Genomic DNA, 16,779 nt, shown 5'->3' with positions numbered 1-16,779 from the left:
GACGTCCGACAGTGGATGAAGCCCAGACTTTAGCGTGTTCGGCAACAGGCGAATAGCCAGTCAACGCGGGTGTGGCGCAATGCCCAGCAGCCGCTCGATCCGTTCGCCGAGGGTGCTCAGGTCGAAGGGTTTGTGCAGCAGTTCGGTGCGCCTGTCGGGCCGGGCAACGTGCACCGTATCGGCAGCGTCGTAGCCGGTAATCAGCAATACCGGGGCATGCTCCACAAGGTTTTGGTAGGCCTCTGCAAGCTGGTAACCGTCAACCCGCCCAGGCAGGCCGACATCGGTGATCAGCAAGTCCGGTAGCGGCCCTTCCTGCAACGACTCAAGCGCCGAGTGGCCGCCCTCGAAAGCTTGCACCTGGTGGCCCAGCTCCGTCAGCACTTCGACCAGCACCAGGCGCAAGGCCGGTTGGTCTTCCACCAGCATGATCCGGCACCCGCGCGCCTGCAGGGGCGCGGTGGCGGATGCGGCTGGCTCGTCATTGCCGGTTGCGGGAGCGCTCCGGTCCCGGGGCAGGTACAGGTGAATGCAAGTGCCTTGCCCGGTGACGCTATCGATCAGCAACTGCCCCCCGGACTGGCGGACAAAGCCATAAACCATGGACAACCCCAGGCCGGTGCCCTGGCCCAGTGGCTTGGTGGTGAAGAAGGGTTCGAGGGCGCGTTGCAGCACTTCACTGGGCATGCCCATGCCGGTGTCCTCGACACTAATGTGCAGATACTGGCCCGTCGGCAGGTGCAGGCGCTTGGCCTCGGCCGCTGCGAGATCGGCGTTTTCGCAGCCGATGCGCAGGGTGCCGCCCAGCGGCATGGCGTCACGGGCGTTGATGCACAGGTTGAGCAGGGCGTTCTCCAGCTGTTGCGGGTCGATGCGGATCGACCATTGGGCAGCCAGTGTGCGGTCCTGGAAGTCAATGTGCCGGCCGGTCGAACTGCGGATCAGGTCATGCATGTCGGCGACCAGGCGCTGCACATCCACCGCTTGTGGCATCAGCGTCTGCTGGCGCGAAAAGGCCAGCAACCGCTGCACCAGGGCTGTGGCGCGCAGTGCGTTGCTGCGGCCGAGCTCGAGCATGCGGGCGGTGTCGGCAAAGCGTTGCTGGGCCAGGCGTTGCTCTGCCAGTTCCAGTGCGCCAAGCAGGCTGCCCAGCAAGTTGTTGAAGTCGTGGGCGATGCCACCGGTCAACTGGCCGACCGCCTCCATTTTCTGCGACTGGCGCAGGGCTTCTTCGGCCTGGCGCAGGCGTTCCTGCTCGGCCACGCGCTCGGTGATGTCATAGGCGAACAGGTACCCGCCCTGGACTTGCTGCTGCGCATCGTGCAACGGGTGGTAGCGAATCTCGTAATGGCGCGGGGCGTCAGGCGGGCCGAGGGTGATGGTGTCGATGAAGGCTTCGCCGGCCAGCACGCGTGGCCACACCGGTGCCAGGCGGCCCATGATGTCAGGCTGGTTGAGCAGGAACTGCGGCACGTAATCGCCGATCTGCGGCACGAAACCACGGTAATGCGCGAAGGTTTCCCGGGCCATGCGGTTGATCGCTATCAGGCGCATGCTGCGGTCGGCAGCAAACACGTTGGCCAGGCTGTTGTCGAGCAATTCGCCCAGTAGCCGGTTGTGGGCCTGTGCAGTGTCGTCGCGCTCGGCCAGGCGAGCTTCCAGTTCTGCGACACGCGCTTGCAGCTGTGCCAGGGACGGGAGCGAATCTGCTTGCATGGCGAGGGCCCGGTGAGCGGATCGGGCAACTATAGTCGCCCACCGGGGTACCAGCCATCAGAACGAGCGGATGATCCGCCCCAGGGTTTCCATGGCCCGTTCGGCATCCTCGTGCCAGGGGCTGCCGTAGTTCAGGCGGATGCAGTTGCCGAAGCGCCGGGTGGGCGAGAAGATCGGCCCGGGGGCGATGCTGATGCCTTGGGCCAAGGCCATGTGGAACAGCTTGAGGGCGTCCATCTGTTCGGGCAGCTCCAGCCACAGGAAGTAGCCGCCGGACGGTTGGCTGACCCGCGTCTGCGCCGGAAAGTGCCGGGCAATGGCCGCCAGCATGTTGGCCTGCTGGCCTTCCAGGGCATAGCGCAGCTTGCGCAGGTGGCGGTCGTAGCCACCGTGCTGCAGGTAGTCGGCGATGGCCGCCTGGGCCGGCATCGAGGCACACAGCGAGGTCATCAGCTTGAGCCGTTCGATCTTCTGTGCAAAGCGCCCGGCTGCCACCCAGCCGATGCGGTAGCCGGGTGCCAGGCTCTTGGCGAACGAGCCGCAGTGCATCACCAGACCCTGGGTGTCGAAGGCCTTGGCCGGTTTGGGTGCCTGTTGCGAGTAGTACAGTTCGGCGTACACGTCGTCTTCGATCAATGGCACCTGATGACGCGCCAGCAGCTCTACCAGTGCCTGCTTTTTCGCTTCCGGCATGCTGGCGCCCACCGGGTTCTGGAAGTTGGTCATGCACCACACGGCCTTGACCGGGTGCTTTTCCAGCGTTTGCGCCAGCACGCCCAGGTCCATGCCTTCGCGCGGGTGCACAGGAATTTCCACGGCCTTGAGCTTGAGCCGCTCCAGTACCTGCAGGCAGGCATAGAAGGCGGGGGCTTCGATGGCCACCAGGTCACCGGGCTGGGTGACGGCCTGCAGGCACAGGTTCAGGGCTTCCAGCGCGCCGTTGGTGATCAGCAGCTCCTCCATCGGCAACATCAGCCCGCCAACCATGTAGCGCAGGGCAATCTGCCGGCGCAGTTGCGGGTTGCCGGGTGACAGGTCGGTCACCACCATGCGCGGGTCCATGCTGCGGCTGGCGCTGGCCAGCGAGCGCGACAGGCGTTGCAGCGGAAACAGCTCGGGGCTGGGGAAGGCCGAGCCGAACGGCACGGTGTTGGGGTCCTTGATCGAGTCGAGGATCGAGAACACCAGCGCGCTGACGTCGACATCGGTGGACTCGCTGACCGGCTGCAATGCCTGCGGTTCGCTGAACTGGCGCGGGGCGTGAGCGTTGACGAAATAGCCCGAGCGCGGCCGGGCGCGGATCAGCCCGCGCCGCTCCAGCAGGTAGTAGGCCTGGAACACGGTGGACGGGCTGACCCCGTGGGTCTGGCTGGCATAGCGCACCGAGGGCACGCGCTGGCCGGGGCCCAGCACCCCGGAGCGGATCAGTTCGGCGATGTCGTCGGCAAAGCGTTCGTAGCGTTTCATTCTGGCCTTCTGTCGAAGCCTGGCAGGCAAGGTGGAGTCAGTGTAAGGGATCAACGGTTCAGCGGTGCGACGAAGCGGCTGTGGGCCACGCTGCGGATGGCGGGGTCGTCGCGCTCGCTGATCTCGAAGCTCAGCGTCTGCGAGCTGCTGGCCGGGCGCTCGGCGAGCATCGCCACCGACACCGGCAGTTCACTCATTTCACCGGCCGGGATCATGAATGAGGTCTTGCCCTGCAGGCTGAAGCCGTCGGCGTCCAGCAGGCGCAGCTGGTAGTGCTGGGTGCTTTCGGTCTTGTTGATGACCTTGAGCAGGTAGATGTTCTCGATCTGGCCCTGGGCATTCTCGCGGAACAGGCCGCGGTCCTTGATCACGTCCAGCGACACCATCGGGCGCAGCTGCAAGGCCACCACCAGCGCCGCGATCATCACCCCCAGCGCGGCGGCGTAGCCCAGCAGGCGCGGGCGCAGCCAATGGGTGCTGCCACCTTGCAGGCTGCGTTCGGACTTGTAGCCGATCAGGCCACGGGCATAGCCCATCTTGTCCATTACCCCGTCACAGGCATCGATGCACGCCGCGCAGCCGATGCACGCCATTTGCAGGCCATCGCGGATATCGATGCCGGTGGGGCACACCTGCACGCACAAGGTGCAGTCGATGCAGTCGCCCAGGCCCTGGGCGCGGAGGTCGCTGCCTTTCTTGCGCGGGCCACGGGCTTCGCCGCGACGCGGGTCATAGGCGACCGCCAGGGTGTCCTTGTCGAACATCACGCTCTGGAAGCGTGCATAGGGGCACATGTGCAGGCACACCGCTTCGCGCAGCAGGCCGGCATTGATGTAGGTGGCGGCGGTGAAGAACAGCACCCAGAACAGCGCCACGCCGCCCAGTTGCAAGGTGAACAGCTCCGCGGCCAGTGGGCGGATCGGGGTGAAGTAGCCGACGAAGGTCAGCCCGGTGAGCACGCCAATGGCCAGCCACAGGCTGTGCTTCAGCGTGCGCCGGGCCAGTTTGTTCAGGCTCCAGGGCGCGGAAGCCAGCTTGATGCGCTGGTTGCGGTCGCCCTCGGTGACCTTTTCGCACCACATGAACAGCCAGGTCCAGGTGCTTTGCGGGCAGCTGTAGCCGCACCACACGCGGCCGGCATACACGGTGATGGCGAACAGGCCGAAGGCGCAAATGATCAGCAGCGCCGACAGCAGGATGAAGTCCTGCGGCCAGAAGGTGGCGCCGAAGATGTGGAATTTGCTGTTGCCCAGGTCCCACAGCACGGCCTGGCGGCCGTTCCAGTTCAGCCAGGCGGTGCCGAAGAACAGCACGAACAGGGCGCCGGCGAAGCCGATTCGCAGGTTGCGGTACAGCCCGGTGAAGCTGCGGGTATGGATGCCATTGTCGGCGCGGCGCGGCTGGGGGCTGGCTGGGGCGGTGGCGATCTCTGTGAAAGGGATTCTATCGTTCATGGCTCGGTGCTCATCAGGCCTCGATCAGGCATGAGCACTATGGCCCTGAGGCTGTTATCAGCACAGGCTCAGATTTTGCGATAAAAACCGTATCAGATTTCCGGGCAGGCCCCGCCAGGCCTCAGATTACCGAGCCTGGCGTGCTTGCCTTCAGATGCCTGCGGCTATCCACCGCACCCGCCACGGTCAGTGCATCGGCCTCGGCTTCGGTGATGGGCACACGCTGGCCGGCGAGCAGGGCCACGGACATGCGCAGCTGTTCGTCGGTGACGATTTCGATGGATGGGCCATCACCCTCGATGCGCAGGTCTTCGGCGATCAGGGTGCAGCGGCGGGTGGTTTCGTCGATTTCAATGGGCATGGAGTGGTCCTCCTGGGGGTGGTTACAGGGTGGACCGTGCTGAGGGGAAGGTTGCTGCATCAGCAGGCTGAACGGCACTTTGTCATTTGTTCGGGGGTCAACCCTTGCAGATGGCAGGCCTGGCCTCTTCGCGGGCACGCCCGCTCCCACAGGGATCTGAGAAACACTGTGGGAGCGGGCGTGCCCGCGAAGAGGTCGGGCCTGACAACACAATGCTCAGCATGGGAAAAAAGCAATGGACCTCATCTGGCAAGCAATCCAGGCCGAATTCGCCGATATCACCGACGAGCGCGAGGTCACGCAAATCCTCGTACGCCTGCTGATGGCAGCCCTGCTCGGCGCCGTGCTGGGCTTCGAGCGCGAGCACAAGGGCAAGGCCGCCGGGGTGCGCACGCATATGCTGGTTTCGCTGGGCGCTGCACTGTTCGTGCTGGCACCGAGCATGGCCGGGGCCGATGAGCAGGCGCTGAGCCGGGTGATCCAGGGCATTGTCGCCGGTATCGGTTTTCTGGGTGCGGGCACCATTCTCAAGGGTAACGGCCAGGACGCCAGCCATGTGAAGGGCCTGACCACTGCCGCCGGGTTGTGGATGACCGCCGCCATCGGTACGGCAGCCGGCATGGGCCGCGAAGCCACGGCGTTGATCAGCACGATACTGGCCCTGCTGGTGCTGGGCACGATGCCGTTGCTGGTGGACAAGCTCGAAGGGCAGGATGAGGGAAAGCAGGAGGAGGAGAAGGAGGAGGAGGGCAGGAAGCACTGAGGGGAGCCGAAGCTCCCCTCAAAGCGTTGTTGCCTGCTCTTTTTTTATTATTGGGACCGGCCTGTTGTTGTTTTTGTCAGCCTGTCCTGGTGTTGCGGGCGACCCCCATGCGGGGTCAAGAGCAAACGTATTTTTTTGAGCGCTGACCTGCCTTCATCATTGCTGATCCGAACCTGGCTGCCGCTACCTGGAGGTAGTTTTATTGTTCTGTGCCAGACCGCGGGGCCTACCCCTGAAAAGCGTGTCGACTCCAAAAAAATCTGCTTGCTACGCCTCTGCCGTGTTGTTCTTGTTATGTCAGAGCCGTTACCTGTTGTTTTTATTGGGTGTCACATTCTTTTTGTTGTTGTACCAGAGATATAGCAGGGTGCGTGCCAACTTTTGCAAACCCTTTAAAATCAAGCACTTGGCGATTTCGGTCGAAATCGACCGGCCTGAAATTCTCCCGATTTGTTTCCCTGTTACCCGATTTTTTGCTGCAAAACGTGGGGGCGGTAACACTTCACCCACACCAATGTGACACCCGTATGACTTATTGCGCGCTGCGCGCCCGCGCTACCCGCGACCCGTTGTCGCGGCCCAGCACACTGCTGATGCGGCGGCCGGCGGCGATCAGCAGGTCCAGGTCGATGCCGGTTTCAATGCCCAGCCCCTGCAGCAGGTACACCACGTCTTCACTGGCGATATTGCCGGTAGCGCCTTTGGCATAGGGGCAGCCGCCCAGCCCGGCCACCGAGCTGTCGAACACGCTGATGCCTTCGAGCAGGCTGGCATACACGTTGGCCAGGGCCTGGCCATAGGTATCGTGGAAGTGCCCGGCCAGTTGCTCGCGCGGTACCTGTGCCGCGACCACCTCGAACAGGCGCCGGGTTTCGCCGGCGGTGCCGGTGCCGATGGTGTCGCCCAGCGATACCTCGTAGCAGCCCATGTCGTGCAGGGCACGGGCCACCGGGGCGACCTGCTCGGCGCTGACCTTGCCTTCATAGGGGCAGCCGAGCACGCACGACACATAGCCGCGCACGCGCACACCGTGGTTGCGCGCGGCTTCCATGATCGGCTCGAAGCGCTTGAGGCTGTCGCTGATCGAGCAGTTGATGTTGCGTTGCGAGAAGGCTTCGGAGGCGGCCGCGAACACCGCCACTTCCTTCACACCGGCGGCCAGGGCGTCCTCGAAACCGCGCAGGTTGGGGGCCAGCGCCGCATAGGTGACACCCGGGCGCTGCTGGATGCCGGCGAACACTTCGGCGGAGCCGGCCATCTGTGGTACCCACTTGGGCGAGACGAAACTGCCCACTTCGATATAGGCCAGGCCCGCCTCGGTGAGGTCGTCCACCAGGCGCACCTTGTCGGCGACGCTGATGGGCTGGGCTTCGTTCTGCAGGCCGTCGCGGGGGCCTACTTCGACCAGGCGGACGTGTTTGGGCAAGGACATGGCGGGTTTCCTGTGGCGTTCAGCGGTTGTCTTTGTTGTTCAGGGTGGCGGCCAGGGCTTGTTCGCAGCGCTCCTGGGCGGTGTCCAGCTCCAGCTGCATCTGGTGGATGTCGAGCATCTGCTGTTCCAGCTGGGCGCGGCGCTCGGCGATTTTCGCCAGCATGCTGTTGAGCTGCTTGAGGTTGCCGCTGGAGGGGTCGTACAGCTCGATCAGCTCGCGGCATTCGGCTAGCGAAAAGCCGATGCGCTTGCCGCGCAGGATGAGCTTCAGGCTGACCTTGTCACGCGCCGAATAGATACGCTCCAGGCCACGGCGCTCGGGGCTGAGCAGGCCCTGTTCCTCATAGAAACGGATGGCGCGGGTGGTGATGTCCAGCTCGCGGGACAGGTCGGAGATGCTGTAGGTCTGGGTGCTCATGCTGGGGCTCGGCGTGGGGTATGCGGGTATCCTGAGGGCAGGTTGACGTATACGTCAAGCAGGGGCGCGGGATGTGTGTTGCTTGTGCCGGCCTCTTCGCGGGTAAACCCGCTCCCACAGGAAGTGCACAGGCCTTGAGGGCACCGCCGTCCCTGTGGGAGCGGGTTCACCCGCGAAGAGGCCAGCACAGGCGAAAAAATTACTCGGACAACCCCGACCTGCGATACCCATTCGGTGTCTGCCCACTCAACCGCTTGAACCACCGGGCAAAATAGGTGGGGTCGGTAAACCCCAGGCTATCCGACAACTGCCCGATGCTCATCCGCGTATAGATCAGGTTGCGCCGCGCCTCCAGCAGCAAGCGCTGGTGCACCACCTGCAGCGCGGTCTGCCCACTCAGCGCCCGGCACAGCTGGTTCAACTGCAAACTCGGAATATTCAGCCGGGCGGCAAAGTCCTCCACCGACAGGTGCTCACGGTAATGCGCCTCGACCAGGCGCAGGTACTGCCCCAGCAACTGGCGGTCGCGTTCATCGCGGTTGCGCGGCGCCTGCCCCAACTGCTGGCGGCGGCTGATCCACACCATCAGCGCCGTCACCAGCGCTTCGAGCAGTGCCGCCCGCGCCGGGGCGTTGCCCTGGTACTCCTGCTGCAGGGTCTCGATCAGGCTGCGCAGGTGCACCCGGTCCCGGCCCAGCGGGTAACACGCTGCCTTCGCCAGCACCGCCAGCGGCGCACCCAGGCGCTGCTCCAGGTTGGCCACCAGTGCCGTGCCGAAGGTCAGCACATGCCCCTGGATATCGGCGCTGAAGCGAAAGCCGTGCACGGTCATCGGCGGCACCACCTGGATCGCCGCTTCGCTGATGGCGCTGCGCACCCCCTCGACCTCCACCTCGGCCCGCCCGCGTTGCACATACAGCAACTGGAACAGCTCGGCATGCTGGTGCGGCTTGATTTCCCAGTGGTGCAAACGGCTACGCGCCGGGATCGACTCGCAGTGCAGCAGGTCGGTGCCGGGCCAGGCCTGGTTTTCGCCATACAGCTTGAACAAGGGGACGCCGGGGAGGGTGGATTTCATGCGTGCAGGCCTGTCCGTTAATCGAACGTTTTTTGTAAAAGTGCAGGTTATGCATGGAATAGCACACTTCAATGGCTGTTTTTGCCAGTAAAAATGCAAGGGCAAACCCTAACAGCAGATGCCGCCCCACTGCCAGTCCAGGGCCGGCATCGTCCGCACAGAGACAACAACAATGAAAACTCAGGTCGCAATTATTGGTGCAGGTCCGTCTGGCCTGCTGCTGGGCCAACTGCTGCACAAGGCCGGTATCGATACGGTCATCGTCGAACGCCAGACGCCCGAATACGTGCTTGGCCGCATCCGTGCCGGGGTGCTGGAGCAAGGCACGGTCGACCTGCTGCGTGAAGCCGGTGTGGCCGAGCGCATGGACCGTGAAGGCCTGGTACACGAGGGTGTAGAACTGCTGGTCGGCGGGCGCCGTCAACGCCTGGACCTCAAGGCCCTGACCGGTGGCAAGACGGTGATGGTATACGGCCAGACCGAGGTCACCCGTGACCTGATGCAGGCACGTGAAGCCAGCGGCGCGCCGATCATCTATTCGGCAAGCAATGTCCAGCCGCACGAACTCAAGGGCGAACGGCCCTACCTGACCTATGAAAAAGACGGCCAGGTGCACCGGGTGGACTGCGACTACATTGCCGGTTGTGACGGCTTCCACGGTGTCTCGCGGCAGAGCATCCCCGAAGGCATCCTCAAGCAGTACGAGCGGGTCTACCCGTTTGGCTGGCTGGGCATGCTGTCAGACACGCCACCGGTCAACCACGAACTGATCTACGCCCACCACGAACGCGGTTTCGTGCTGTGCAGCCAGCGTTCGCACACCCGTAGCCGCTACTACCTGCAGGTACCGCTGGAAGAGCAGGTGGAGGCGTGGTCCGACGAGCGCTTCTGGGAGGAGCTGAAGGCACGCTTGCCCGAAGACGTGGCTGCACGCCTGGTCACCGGCCCGGCGCTGGAGAAGAGCATCGCGCCGCTGCGCAGCCTGGTGGTCGAGCCGATGCAGTATGGTCATCTGTTCCTGGTCGGGGATGCCGCGCATATCGTCCCGCCGACCGGCGCCAAGGGCCTGAACCTGGCGGCATCGGACGTCAACTACCTGTACCGCATCCTGGTCAAGGTGTACCGCGAAGGGCGCACCGACCTGCTGCAGCAGTATTCGCCGCTGGCCCTGCGCCGGGTGTGGAAAGGCGAGCGTTTCAGCTGGTTCATGACCCAGCTGCTGCATGACTTCGGCAGCCACAAGGACGCCTGGGACCAGAAGATGCAGGAGGCCGACCGCGAGTACTTCCTGACCTCGCCGGCGGGGTTGGTGAACATTGCCGAGAACTATGTAGGGCTGCCGTTCGAAGAAGTGGCCTGAGGTCCTGTGCTGCCTGCCCTGGCCTCATCGCCGGCAGGCCAGCTCCCACCTCGACCGCATCGGCCTCGAGCCAGGCGCTATCCCTGTGGGAGCTGGCTTGCCGGCGATGAGGCCAGGACAGGCAGCACAGGACAGTTGCTCCCACAGGGACCGCGTATAGCTTGGAGTCGATGCGGTCCTGGTGGGAGCTGGCTTGCCGGCGATCACGGGCGAAGCCCGTGCCATGCAACCTTGCCTAGCGGGCCAGTAACGCCTCCATCTCCTGATACCCCCGCTGCCGCGCATGCTCCAGCGCGGTCACCCCATCCTTGTCGGCAATCTGCCGATCCGCCCCGGCCGCCAGTAGCCGGCGCACGATCTCCACATGCCGCGGCCCGCCGTCACCGAGGATCACCGCCTCCAGCAGCGCAGTCCAGTGCAGGCGGTTGAGATGGTTCACGTCCACCCCGGCATCGATCAGCAACTGCACGGTCTCGACATGCCCGCGTTCGGCGGCGGGTATCAGCGCAGTGCCTCCGTACCGGTTGGTGCTCTTGAGGTCGGCACCGTGGCTCAAGGTCAGCCGCAGGATGTCGTTCAGGCCTCGCGCCCCGGCATACAGGTACGGGCTGTCGTCGATGTTGTCCTTGGCATTCACATCGGCACCGGCCTCGATCAGCGCTTTCGCGGCCGCAACCTGGTTGCCGTGGGTAGCCACCAGCAGGGCAGTGCGCCCTTGCTCGTCTCGGCTCTCCAGCTTCGCACCTTGTGCCAGCAGTTGTTGCAGGGTGCGCACATCATCGTGACGGGCAGCGTTGTGCAGGCGGTTGTCCATGGCAGTGCTCTCGGCGTGGGCGGCAAGGCTGGTGCACAGGGCGAACAGCATCGCAGCAAGTAGTGAACGCATGGGGCAGGCTCCTCGATGACCTGCCCGCATCCTAGAAAAAACATGCCAGGGCTTGAAGTTAAGTTTGCGCATGACAGACAGTGCCTTGCTGAATAGGTAATGGCAGGAAGCATAACGATGACATTCTCCACCCCCCTGATGGGCGCCTTGTGCCTGGTAGCTGCCAGTGGCTGGGCCTGTGCCGACCAGGTGCTGCCCGCACCACCGGAACTGGCCTCCGGCTACCGTACTGGCCTGCAGCCGGTGCATGCCAGCCGGCACATGTCCGCCGCCGCCAACCCGCTGGCCAGCGAGGCGGGGCGGGCGATGCTGCGCGCCGGTGGCAGCGCCATCGACGCGGCCATCGCCATGCAGATGGTGCTGACCCTGGTCGAACCGCAATCCAGCGGCATTGGCGGCGGGGCGTTCATCCTCTACTGGGATGGGCAGCGCGTACAGGCGTTCGATGGCCGCGAGGCAGCCCCGGCGGCGGTGACGGAAAACCTGTTCCTGCAGGCCGATGGTTCACCGATGCCATTCAGGGCGGCGCAGATCGGCGGGCGTTCGGTGGGCGTACCGGGAGTTCTGCGTGCCCTGAAGCTGGCCCATGAGCAGCACGGCAAGCTGCCCTGGAGCGACCTGTTCGCCCCGGCCATTGCGCTGGCACGTAACGGTTTCGCGGTTTCCGAGCGCCTTCACACGCTGGTGGCGGGCGACCCGTTCATTGCCCGTTCACCCGCCATGGCCCGCTACTTCCTGGATGAACAGGGCAAGCCACTGGCGGTGGGGGCTACCTTGCGCAACCCCGAGCTTGCGCAAACCTTCGAGCAGATTGCCGCGCACGGCCCCGAAGTGTTCTACAGCGGCGAGATCGCCGAAGCCATCGTCGCCAAGGTGCGCAGCCATGCCAATGCCGGCTACCTGTCGTTGCAGGATATGCAGCAATACCGGGCCAAGATGCGCGAGCCGCTGTGCGGCCCCTACAAGGCCTGGCGCATCTGTGGCATGCCGCCGCCGTCGTCGGGCGGGGTGACGGTGCTGCAGACCCTGGGCATCTTGGAGGCACTGCAACGGGCTTCGCCACAGCGCGACCTTGCCGCCATGCGGCCGCTGCGCACTTCGTCGGTTGCCGGGCTGGAAGCCCCGCCGCTGGCCGTGCACCTGGTTGCCGAGGCCGAGCGCCTGGCCTATGCCGACCGCGCCCAGTACCTGGCCGACAGCGATTACGTGCCGGTGCCGCTCAAGGCCCTGACCGACTCCGCGTACCTGGCCAGCCGCGCTGCGCAGGTCGGCGAGTACAGCATGAAACGCGCCCGCCCGGGCCAGCCGCAGGGGGCCGACCTGGCCCTGGCGCCTGACCGCTCGCCGCTGCGCATATCCACCTCGCACCTCAGTGCGGTGGATGACCGCGGCCAGGCCCTGGCCATGACCACTTCGGTGGAAGCAGCGTTCGGCTCGCACCTGATGGTCAAGGGCTTTTTGCTCAACAACCACCTGACCGACTTCTCGTTCATCCCCCGGGAACAAGGCAAGCCTGTGGCCAACCGGGTGCAACCGGGCAAACGGCCACTGTCGGCCATGGCGCCGACCCTGGTGTTCTCGCAAGCTTCCGGCGAGCTGGTGGCCAGCCTGGGCTCGCCCGGCGGCTCGCAGATCATCGGCTACGTGAACAAGGCGCTGATCGGCCTGCTGGATTGGCAGCTCGACCCGCAGCAGGCCGCCGGCCTGCCCAACTTCGGCAGCCGCAATGCCGGCACCGAGGTAGAGGCGGGGTTGGCCAGCCCGGCACTGATCCGCCAGTTGGCAGCCTGGGGGCATGAGGTGACGCCGATGACCATGACCAGTGGCATGCAGATTATCCTGCGCAGTGGCGAGGGTTGGTCGGGTGGTGCCGACCCTCGGCGCGAAGGCGTGGCAGTCGGCGACTAGCAGTGCGCGTTGCGGTGCAGCAGGTGGCGTGATAGAAGTCAGTCTTGTCATTCAGAAGTTGAATATCAAGATGTCCATCAGCGTGAAATCGAATAGGGCCCTGTTCGACCTCGACCTGTTGCGTGCCATTGTCGTGGTGGCCGATTGCGGCAGCTTCACCACGGCTGCTGCGCGCCTGCACTCCACCCAATCGACTATCAGCCAGAAGGTGCGCCGCCTGGAGGATATGGTTGGCCACCGTCTGCTGGTGCGTGGCAATCGCGACGTGCTGCCGACCGACGCCGGGCAGACCCTGCTCGGCTATGCCCGGCACATGCTGGCCCTCAACGACCAGATGCTCGAAGCCTTGGCCGGGGCGATGGTTGGCATGACCGTGCGCCTTGGCGTGCCTGAGGACTTCGTGGGCGGGCGTACCACCAATGCGCTGTCGGCGTTCAGCCGGCTGCACCCGCAGGTGAAGCTGGAAGTGACCAGCGGCCTGTGCCGCGACCTCAGCCAGGCCTACGACAACGGTGAGCTCGACCTGGTGTTGCTCAAGCAGCGGCGCAACAGCCGCGAAGGCGTGGCCTGCTGGCCCGAGCGCCTGCAGTGGATCGACAGCGCGCGCACGCCCGCCTTCGAACTGGACCCGATCCCGCTGGTGACCTTCCCGCCCCGCGGCCTGTACCGCGACGACATGATCACCGCCATCGAAGGCATGGGCCGGCGTTGGCGCATCAGCTTCACCAGCTCCAGCCTCAGCGGCATCCAGGCAGCGGTCGCCGATGGCATGGGTATCAGCCTGCTGCCGCCACGGGCGGCCACTGGCGAGCACCGGGTGCTGGGGGCAGGGCAAGGGTTGCCGGAGGTCGACAGCTATGAAATCGTCATCGTCCACCGGCCGACGGCGGATGTGATGGTCAAGGCGTTGGCCGAGGTGATGACGCAATTGCTTGCGGGTGGCGGGATCTGACAGGGTTGGGGCCGCTTTGCGGCCCATCGCCGGCAAGCCAGCTCCCACAGGGTTTGCGTATGGCATTGAGGCCAATGCGGTCACGGTGGGAGCAACTGTCTTGTGTTGCCTGTCCTGGCCTCATCGCCGGCAAGCCAGCTCCCACAGGGTTTGCGTATGGCTTGAGGCCAATGCGGTCGAGGTGGGAGCTGGCTTGCCTGCGATGGGCTGCGCAGCAGCCCCAAAAAATTGCAGCATCAACGCTAGCTTCTGGGCGACAAATGAATCCCGGCAATCATGCAGCGCACCGAGCCCCCTGCCATCTCGATGGTCGGTACGTCCAGTGGCACCAGCCGCGCCGAGCGTTCGATGCGCTGGCGCTGTTCGCCGGTCAGGCTGTCGAAGGCCTTGCGTGACAGCGCCAGGATGCGCCCGTCACGCCCGGACAGTTCGATGGCATTGCCGGCGAACTGGCTGATCTGCCGGTTGCTCAGGTCGATCACATCGCGGCCCGACTCAAGCAGGCGCATGCGCACTTCCTCGGCCCGCACCTTGTTGGTGAAGGTGCCAAAACCCACCAGCGCAAACTCCGTCGCCACGCACATCAGCACATTGGTGTGGTAGATCGGCGTGCCTTGTTCATCGGCGGTGTCGAACACCATCGGCTCGAAGTTGAAGTGCGTACTGAAGCGCTCCAGGGCAATCGGGTCGGCGCGGTTGGAGCGCGCGGTGTAGGCCACCCGCGACAGGTGGTCGAAGACCATGGCGCCGGTCCCTTCAAGGAACAGTTCGTCCTGCTCCAGCCCCGAATAGTCGATCACATCCTGCACCCGGTACTCGTGCTTGAGCATCTCGATCACATCGGCGCGCCGTTCGCGGCGGCGGTTGCGCGAGTACATCGAGTAGATCGCGATGTGCCCCCCGGGGTGGGTGGAAAACCAGTTGTTGGGGAATACCGAGTCGGGGGTGTTGTGCTCGCCGAAGTCGTCGAACAGATGCACCCGCACGCCCTCGGCCTCGAGCCTCCCGGCAGCCTGGGTGACCTCATCGCGTGCCACCTCGGCCAGGGCCTGGGCGGCGATGTCGGGGTTGCTGCGCTGGAACGAGTTGTCGGCTGCGGTTTCCGGGTTGGGGGTGAAGGCATGCGGCCTGACCATGACCACTGCTGCAGGTGCCTGAATGGAACGCGTTGGAAATGCCATGTGAAATACCAGGTTGGGAGCAGGGTTAGGCAACGCGTCGGATGCGGCTTTTGGCAGCGCGACCGCGGGTATGGCTGAACAGGTCCTTGGGGTCATCCTCCACCCAAGGCACCAGGTCGATCTTGCTGCCCATGCCGCGTTTTTCGGTCTGCTGTAGTACGTACCGTAGTACGGTGTAGTCCTCCAGGGCGAAGCCCACCGAGTCGAACACGGTGACCTGGGCGTCACTCTGGCGGCCCTCGGTCTCGCCGCGCAGCACACGCCACAGGTCGACCACCGGGAAGTCCGCCGGCAACTGCTGGATATCACCTTCGATGCGGGTTTGCGGCTCGTATTCGACGAACACCCGGGCGCTGCGCAGCACATCGGCATGCAGTTCGGTCTTGCCCGGGCAGTCGCCACCCACGGCATTCAGGTGCATGCCAGGCTCGAGCATGTCGGGGGTGATGATGGTGGCGTAGGCCTTGTCGGCGGTCACCGTGGTGATGATGTCCACGCCTTTCACCGCTTCTGCCACCGAGCCGGCGCGGCGGATGGTCAGGCCGCTGTATTCCTTGAGGTTGGCGATCAGCTTGGCGGTGGCCTGCGGGTCGGTGTCGTAGGCGACGATTTCTTCGATGCCCAGGTGCTTGTGGAAGGCCAGTGCCTGGAATTCGCTTTGCGCACCGTTGCCGATCAGCGCCATCTTGCGCGAGTTCGGCCGGGCCAGCGCCTGCGCTGCCATCAGCGAGGTGGCCGCAGTGCGCAGGGCGGTGGCGATGGTCAGTTCGGACAGCAGCACCGGGTAGCCGGTATCGACATCGGCCAGCACGCCGAAGGCCATCACCGTATGCAGGTCGCGGGCGGTGTTGGCCGGGTGGCCATTGACGTATTTGAAGGCATAACGGCTGTTGTCGGCGACCGGCATCAGTTCGATCACGCCGACTTCCGAATGGCTGGCAACACGCGCGGATTTATCAAACTCCTGCCAGCGTTTGTAATCTTCGCGAATGGCTGCGGCCAGTTCGCCAATGAACGGCGCTACGCCAATGTCATGTACCAAGTCCGACATGGTTGGAACATCAATGAAATACGTCATGCTCTTGCACCTTATTATTGCGCTTTCACTCCAGTGGCCTGCGGGGTGAACGCTTGAGATTGTTGAAGTGGCGTGAACATTTTGATGAAAGGTTGCGTCAAGATGAAGAGAGCAGGTTGCCAGTTTCATCAACTTTCTAGACAATCTGCCACCCCAAAATAGCAATCTGATTATTTGGCAGGCATCCATGGATACTATCGATCGGGAACTGATTGCGCTGTTGCGGGACAACGCGCGCACCCCCGTGCTGACCCTGGCGAAGAAGCTCAAGGTAGCCAGGGCAACCGTGCAAAACCGCATCACCCGGCTCGAAGAGCAGGGCGTGATCATTGGCTACACGGTACGCCTGCGCTCCGATGCGCTGGAGCAGGGTGTGCGGGCCATCACCAGCATCGGCATCAGCGGCCACCACGCCGCAGAGGTCAAGCACGCGCTGCGTGGGCATCCCAACGTGGTGGCCATCCATACCACCAATGGCCGCTGGGACCTGATGGCAGAGCTGCGTGCCGACACCCTCGAGGCCTTCGACCGGGCGTTGAACACCATCCGCTCGATACCGCACATCGAAAACACCGAGACCAGCATCCTGCTCTCGACCTACAAGATGTGACCGCTGGGTCAGGCCTTGTGGCAGGTGCATTGTGCAAACTGTCACCCAGGCTTTTCACACTGCACAAAATCCCTTTGGCTGTGTGCATTCTGTAGCGTTCCGCTTGACCCGGGCC

Annotated in this window: 15 protein-coding genes; 5 read left to right on the top strand and 10 right to left on the bottom strand. The window is 64.3% G+C overall.

Annotated elements, in window-relative coordinates; translation table 11 throughout:
* Positions 1–60: 60 nt before the first annotated feature.
* The 4 genes from CAG44_RS24875 to CAG44_RS24860 form a co-directional block, all read right to left on the bottom strand.
* The gene (locus tag CAG44_RS24875; RefSeq protein ID WP_085693170.1) at positions 61–1,716 is read right to left on the bottom strand and encodes a PAS domain-containing sensor histidine kinase; all 1,656 of its coding nucleotides are present in this window, start codon (positions 1,714–1,716) and stop codon (positions 61–63) included.
* Positions 1,717–1,773: 57 nt separating this feature from the next.
* Entirely contained in the window at positions 1,774–3,183 is a 1,410-nt protein-coding gene (gene mapR / locus CAG44_RS24870; RefSeq protein ID WP_025338884.1) for a GntR family transcriptional regulator MpaR, read from the bottom strand.
* Between the two features lie 50 nt (positions 3,184–3,233).
* On the bottom strand, positions 3,234–4,637 hold the full coding sequence (gene ccoG / locus CAG44_RS24865; protein ID WP_085693169.1) for a cytochrome c oxidase accessory protein CcoG: 1,404 nt from the start codon (positions 4,635–4,637) through the stop codon (positions 3,234–3,236).
* 121 nt (positions 4,638–4,758) lie between these two features.
* Entirely contained in the window at positions 4,759–4,998 is a 240-nt protein-coding gene (locus CAG44_RS24860) for a DUF3203 family protein (protein ID WP_013972933.1), read from the bottom strand.
* A gap of 235 nt (positions 4,999–5,233) precedes the next feature.
* Here CAG44_RS24860 and CAG44_RS24855 point away from each other — a divergent pair, with 235 nt between their 5' ends.
* Positions 5,234–5,761 carry an MgtC/SapB family protein gene (locus CAG44_RS24855; protein ID WP_085693168.1) on the top strand — a complete coding sequence of 176 codons (528 nt, stop codon included), beginning with the start codon at positions 5,234–5,236 and terminating at the stop codon, positions 5,759–5,761.
* A 532-nt stretch (positions 5,762–6,293) separates the two neighbouring features.
* Here the strand turns inward: CAG44_RS24855 and CAG44_RS24850 are convergent.
* The 3 genes from CAG44_RS24850 to CAG44_RS24835 form a co-directional block, all read right to left on the bottom strand.
* Positions 6,294–7,193: a hydroxymethylglutaryl-CoA lyase gene (locus CAG44_RS24850; RefSeq protein WP_061551595.1), complete on the bottom strand. Its 900-nt coding sequence runs from the start codon at positions 7,191–7,193 to the stop codon at positions 6,294–6,296.
* Between the two features lie 19 nt (positions 7,194–7,212).
* A complete protein-coding gene (locus tag CAG44_RS24845) occupies positions 7,213–7,611 on the bottom strand; it encodes a MerR family DNA-binding transcriptional regulator (protein ID WP_013972930.1) in 399 nt (132 codons plus the stop codon).
* 199 nt (positions 7,612–7,810) lie between these two features.
* Positions 7,811–8,689 carry a helix-turn-helix domain-containing protein gene (locus CAG44_RS24835; RefSeq protein ID WP_075045031.1) on the bottom strand — a complete coding sequence of 293 codons (879 nt, stop codon included), beginning with the start codon at positions 8,687–8,689 and terminating at the stop codon, positions 7,811–7,813.
* 172 nt (positions 8,690–8,861) lie between these two features.
* On the opposite strand from CAG44_RS24835, the gene pobA reads away from it, so the two are divergent.
* Positions 8,862–10,049: a 4-hydroxybenzoate 3-monooxygenase gene (pobA, locus tag CAG44_RS24830; RefSeq protein ID WP_085693166.1), complete on the top strand. Its 1,188-nt coding sequence runs from the start codon at positions 8,862–8,864 to the stop codon at positions 10,047–10,049.
* A gap of 235 nt (positions 10,050–10,284) precedes the next feature.
* On the opposite strand, the gene CAG44_RS24825 is transcribed toward pobA, so the two are convergent.
* A complete protein-coding gene (locus CAG44_RS24825) occupies positions 10,285–10,935 on the bottom strand; it encodes an ankyrin repeat domain-containing protein (RefSeq protein ID WP_085693165.1) in 651 nt (216 codons plus the stop codon).
* 117 nt (positions 10,936–11,052) lie between these two features.
* Here CAG44_RS24825 and ggt point away from each other — a divergent pair, with 117 nt between their 5' ends.
* Positions 11,053–12,843 (top strand): gamma-glutamyltransferase, encoded by a 1,791-nt coding sequence (gene ggt, locus CAG44_RS24820; RefSeq protein WP_085591443.1) that lies wholly within the window; start codon positions 11,053–11,055, stop codon positions 12,841–12,843.
* A 70-nt stretch (positions 12,844–12,913) separates the two neighbouring features.
* Positions 12,914–13,795 carry a LysR substrate-binding domain-containing protein gene (locus CAG44_RS24815; RefSeq protein WP_085591441.1) on the top strand — a complete coding sequence of 294 codons (882 nt, stop codon included), beginning with the start codon at positions 12,914–12,916 and terminating at the stop codon, positions 13,793–13,795.
* Between the two features lie 242 nt (positions 13,796–14,037).
* Here CAG44_RS24815 and ctlX read toward each other — a convergent pair whose 3' ends face one another.
* Together ctlX and CAG44_RS24805 are read right to left on the bottom strand one after the other, a co-directional pair.
* On the bottom strand, positions 14,038–14,976 hold the full coding sequence (gene ctlX, locus CAG44_RS24810; protein WP_178076941.1) for a citrulline utilization hydrolase CtlX: 939 nt from the start codon (positions 14,974–14,976) through the stop codon (positions 14,038–14,040).
* 25 nt (positions 14,977–15,001) lie between these two features.
* A complete protein-coding gene (locus CAG44_RS24805) occupies positions 15,002–16,054 on the bottom strand; it encodes an ornithine cyclodeaminase (protein ID WP_085591437.1) in 1,053 nt (350 codons plus the stop codon).
* A 187-nt stretch (positions 16,055–16,241) separates the two neighbouring features.
* Between CAG44_RS24805 and CAG44_RS24800 the strand changes: the two genes are divergently transcribed.
* Positions 16,242–16,664 (top strand): Lrp/AsnC family transcriptional regulator, encoded by a 423-nt coding sequence (locus CAG44_RS24800; protein ID WP_012272037.1) that lies wholly within the window; start codon positions 16,242–16,244, stop codon positions 16,662–16,664.
* The last annotated feature ends 115 nt before the right edge of the window (positions 16,665–16,779 follow it).

The sequence above is a fragment of the Pseudomonas sp. B13(2017) genome, assembly GCF_002113245.1.
Classification (GTDB): Bacteria; Pseudomonadota; Gammaproteobacteria; order Pseudomonadales; family Pseudomonadaceae; genus Aquipseudomonas; species Aquipseudomonas putida_Z.
The sequence above is the reverse complement of the archived record's forward strand: the minus strand, read 5'-3'. Positions and strand labels throughout refer to the sequence as shown.

Coding starts and splice junctions, on each gene's coding strand:
- CAG44_RS24850 (WP_061551595.1), bottom strand. CDS start 7,193: ATGTCCTTGCCCAAACACGTCCGCCTGGTCGAAGTAGGCCCCCGCGAC.
- CAG44_RS24805 (WP_085591437.1), bottom strand. CDS start 16,054: ATGACGTATTTCATTGATGTTCCAACCATGTCGGACTTGGTACATGAC.
- CAG44_RS24875 (WP_085693170.1), bottom strand. CDS start 1,716: ATGCAAGCAGATTCGCTCCCGTCCCTGGCACAGCTGCAAGCGCGTGTC.
- ccoG (WP_085693169.1), bottom strand. CDS start 4,637: ATGAACGATAGAATCCCTTTCACAGAGATCGCCACCGCCCCAGCCAGC.
- pobA (WP_085693166.1), top strand. CDS start 8,862: ATGAAAACTCAGGTCGCAATTATTGGTGCAGGTCCGTCTGGCCTGCTG.
- CAG44_RS24800 (WP_012272037.1), top strand. CDS start 16,242: ATGGATACTATCGATCGGGAACTGATTGCGCTGTTGCGGGACAACGCG.
- CAG44_RS24815 (WP_085591441.1), top strand. CDS start 12,914: ATGTCCATCAGCGTGAAATCGAATAGGGCCCTGTTCGACCTCGACCTG.
- CAG44_RS24855 (WP_085693168.1), top strand. CDS start 5,234: ATGGACCTCATCTGGCAAGCAATCCAGGCCGAATTCGCCGATATCACC.
- ggt (WP_085591443.1), top strand. CDS start 11,053: ATGACATTCTCCACCCCCCTGATGGGCGCCTTGTGCCTGGTAGCTGCC.
- mapR (WP_025338884.1), bottom strand. CDS start 3,183: ATGAAACGCTACGAACGCTTTGCCGACGACATCGCCGAACTGATCCGC.
- CAG44_RS24835 (WP_075045031.1), bottom strand. CDS start 8,689: ATGAAATCCACCCTCCCCGGCGTCCCCTTGTTCAAGCTGTATGGCGAA.
- CAG44_RS24845 (WP_013972930.1), bottom strand. CDS start 7,611: ATGAGCACCCAGACCTACAGCATCTCCGACCTGTCCCGCGAGCTGGAC.
- ctlX (WP_178076941.1), bottom strand. CDS start 14,976: ATGGCATTTCCAACGCGTTCCATTCAGGCACCTGCAGCAGTGGTCATG.
- CAG44_RS24860 (WP_013972933.1), bottom strand. CDS start 4,998: ATGCCCATTGAAATCGACGAAACCACCCGCCGCTGCACCCTGATCGCC.
- CAG44_RS24825 (WP_085693165.1), bottom strand. CDS start 10,935: ATGCGTTCACTACTTGCTGCGATGCTGTTCGCCCTGTGCACCAGCCTT.